Source organism: Enterococcus sp. 3H8_DIV0648 (assembly GCF_002140655.1).
GTDB lineage: Bacteria > Bacillota > Bacilli > Lactobacillales > Enterococcaceae > Enterococcus_A > Enterococcus_A hulanensis.
The window spans coordinates 641,522-644,743 of the sequence record NZ_NGLG01000001.1; the positions used below are offsets into that span (position 1 = coordinate 641,522).

At 37.5% G+C, this 3,222-nt stretch carries 3 protein-coding genes and 1 other annotated feature; of the genes, 2 read left to right on the plus strand and 1 reads right to left on the minus strand.

What is annotated here, in order from left to right:
* Positions 1–149: 149 nt before the first annotated feature.
* On the plus strand, positions 150–1,598 hold the full coding sequence (locus A5875_RS02935; RefSeq protein WP_088932216.1) for an alanine/glycine:cation symporter family protein: 1,449 nt from the start codon (positions 150–152) through the stop codon (positions 1,596–1,598).
* 223 nt (positions 1,599–1,821) lie between these two features.
* On the opposite strand, the gene A5875_RS02940 is transcribed toward A5875_RS02935, so the two are convergent.
* Positions 1,822–2,547 carry a gamma-glutamyl-gamma-aminobutyrate hydrolase family protein gene (locus tag A5875_RS02940; protein ID WP_088932217.1) on the minus strand — a complete coding sequence of 242 codons (726 nt, stop codon included), beginning with the start codon at positions 2,545–2,547 and terminating at the stop codon, positions 1,822–1,824.
* Between the two features lie 216 nt (positions 2,548–2,763).
* Positions 2,764–2,811, plus strand: a sequence feature (sodium ion sensor (DUF1646 type); this cis-regulatory element may regulate processes involved in with the transportation of sodium ions).
* Positions 2,812–2,861: 50 nt separating this feature from the next.
* On the opposite strand from A5875_RS02940, the gene A5875_RS02945 reads away from it, so the two are divergent.
* Positions 2,862–3,185, plus strand: a complete 324-nt coding sequence (locus tag A5875_RS02945) for a hypothetical protein (RefSeq protein ID WP_088932218.1) — start codon at positions 2,862–2,864, stop codon at positions 3,183–3,185.
* Positions 3,186–3,222: the final 37 nt, after the last annotated feature.

Genomic DNA, 3,222 nt, shown 5'->3' on the forward strand with positions numbered 1-3,222 from the left:
TGGTAAAAAAAGAACAAACGATTCAAAAAATTATTGAAAGGGTGATCTCAGAATATGGCAGTCAGTAAAATGAGTAAGCTGACCTTGATTGCCCAGCAAGGGTATCTTATACACATCTAGATGTATGTTAAGAAAAAGGGAGGGATTTGATGGGTGATATTTTATCAAAAATTAATTCGCTAATTTGGGGTGCCCCAATGATCGTCTTAATTTTAGGAATTGGTATTATTTTAACTGTTGGTTGTCGCATGATTCAGATTCGCCGGTTACCGTTAGCACTGAAATATATGGTGAAAAACGAGGAAGGCGGACAAGGAGATGTCACGAGTTTTCAAGCGTTGTGTACAGCTTTATCAGCTACGATTGGTACAGGTAATATTGTCGGTGTCGCTACAGCCATTGTTGCAGGAGGGCCTGGGGCATTATTTTGGTTAGAACTAGCTGGATTATTGGGAATGGCAACAAAGTACGCGGAAGGTTTATTAGCTGTAAAATATCGTACTTTTGATGATCATGGCAAGGCATTAGGCGGACCGTTTTATTATATTGAAAATGGACTTGGTCAAAAATGGAAATGGTTAGCAAAGATGTTCGCCTTTTTTGGAGCAATTGCAGGTGTGATTGGGATCGGTACGATTGCACAAATCAATGGGATCACCTCTGCAGCAGAAACATTCTTTGATCCTGAGAAAATGAACACGGTTACTCTTTTTGGTAACGAGTATTCGTGGGCAGTGATAATTACTGGGATCGTCGTAACGATTCTGGTGGCTATCGTGTTAATCGGTGGTGTACAAAGAATTGCCCGAGTGTCCGAGATTATTGTTCCGTTGATGATTGTTATTTATGTAGGGTTATGTTTATTCATGATTGCAATGAATATTTCCAAATTGCCAAGTGTTATTGTAGAAATTGTTCAAAGTGCTTTTGGGCTACGGGCTGTTTCCGGCGGGGCTATGGGAGCCATGATGATTGCGATGCAAAAAGGGATCGCTCGTGGTATATTCTCCAATGAATCTGGGTTGGGAAGTGCACCGATTGCTGCAGCAGCTGCGCAATCAAAGGAACCTGTACGTCAAGGACTGGTTTCGATGACTGGAACATTTATTGATACTTTGGTTGTTTGTAATATGACGGGAATGGCAATTATCTTAACTGGAGCGTGGAAAACAGGGTTAGAAGGGTCAGCAGTAACAATTTACGCATTTTCTGAGGCACTGCCTATTTCTCAAACAATTGCTTCTTTACTATTAATGATCTGTTTGGCATTCTTTGCCTTTACAACTATTTTAGGTTGGAATTATTATTCAGAGCGTTGCTTAAGCTATTTAACAGGAGGAAATACTAAATTTTCCGCAGTATTTCGATGGGTTTACATTTTTGCAGTATTTATTGGTCCTTATTTAACCGTATCAGCTGTTTGGACGATTGCCGATATTTTCAACGGATTGATGGCATTTCCAAATATTGTTGCATTGATTCTATTGAGTCCAGTTGTATTTAAGGAAACAAAATCTTATTTCGCTCGTTTGTCAGCAGGTGAATTAGAGGAGTTGCCATCTGTTTCTTTGACAGATACATCTCTTGATGATGATTAAGAAATAAAAAACGAGAGCCGTAGCAAAATAATGTTTTGCTACGGCTCTTTTCTATTCGTATCGTAAAGCGTTGACTGGTCACAGATGCTTCATTTAAAAATGGTGCTAAAGTAGTATTCTCATAATTTTGACGAGATGTATTGAAATTGAATGACCATTTATTCGCTTTGATAACTAAAATTTGAGGGATTTGTTATTTCATCCGAAAGAGTAAACCACTGATTTACTCAAAATTTTGAACAAAATAATCAAATAAACTTTGTTCCTTAGAATCATTTTTATGCGTTAATTCAGGATGCCATTGTACACCGAGAATTTTCGTATTTTTTTCACGGCTTTCGACGGCCTCAATGATACCATCTTGAGCCCATGCAATCGGTACAAGACTTTCGGCTAAATCTTTGATGGCTTGATGATGATAAGAGTTGACTTGTGCTCGTTCACCAAAAAGTGGAGCTAAAGTTGACTCAGACTTAACAGTGATAGAATGCAGACCAAAGTCAGGAACAGTAGGAAACATATCATGTTTTACTTCCCAATCAGGATATTGGGCTAAATCTTGATACAAAGTCCCTCCTAAAGTGACATTCAACAATTGCGTTCCTCGACAAACCGTAAAAATCGGTTTATTTTGTTTGATTGCTTCCTTAATTAAAGCCATTTCGAAAGTATCCCGATCAATGCTGGTTGGGCCTAATTTTGGATGAGGCTCCTCATTATAAAGAAAGGGTGTTACATCTTGACCTCCAGCTAATAATAGTTTATCGATCGATGCGATATATTCACTGGCTAATTCTGGATCGCTGATAGGTAGTAAGATGGGCAGACCTCCAGCTTGGTGTACCCCATCGATAAAGCCTTGCGGACTATAGGTAAACTGTTGATCAAAAAAATCTTGGTTGTTTTGATAGTGTTGATTTGCTGCTATTCCGATAATATTTTTTTTCATGACCGACCACTCCTTCTATTATTTGATACCATAGTCAAAACTTAAAAAGCAAGTAATTCACTTATTAATTTTTTCTCATTCTTTCTCTGTAAAAAACTACTATAAAATAGACGTGAGTTGCAGAACCAACATATTAAAATTTTAACCATTTTACCGAAAAACAGTTACGAACATCGCTTTTTTTGATATACTATGTTCATTGAATAAATACAAAATGGTTGGGCGTAAGCTTCAAGGATCGTGTTCTTCAAGGGGTGAGAAGAGCAACCTTGAGAGTTTTGCGCTCTTTTTTTGTATCTTAAAGGAGGGTTTGTGTGTTAGAAGCTTTAGAAAAAATAAAATCTGCTGAAGAGCAAAATGAAAGAGAAAAAGAAAAGTTAATAGCGGAATTAGCGGTTTATGAAGCAAATAAGAAACGATTATTGCAAGAAAAACGTGAAGAGCTAAAAATAAACTTTTCTACTGTCTTATCAGAAAGAGAACAAGAATTAGCTGCAGGATTGGAGGCTGAGGAAAAGGAACTGACTAGTAATGCAGAAGAAGCGATTAGGATGATGGAAGAAAAATATATGGTAAAAAAAGAACAAACGATTCAAAAAATTATTGAAAGGGTGATCTCAGAATATGGCAGTCAGTAAAATGAGTAAGCTGACCTTGATTGCCCAGCAAGGGTAT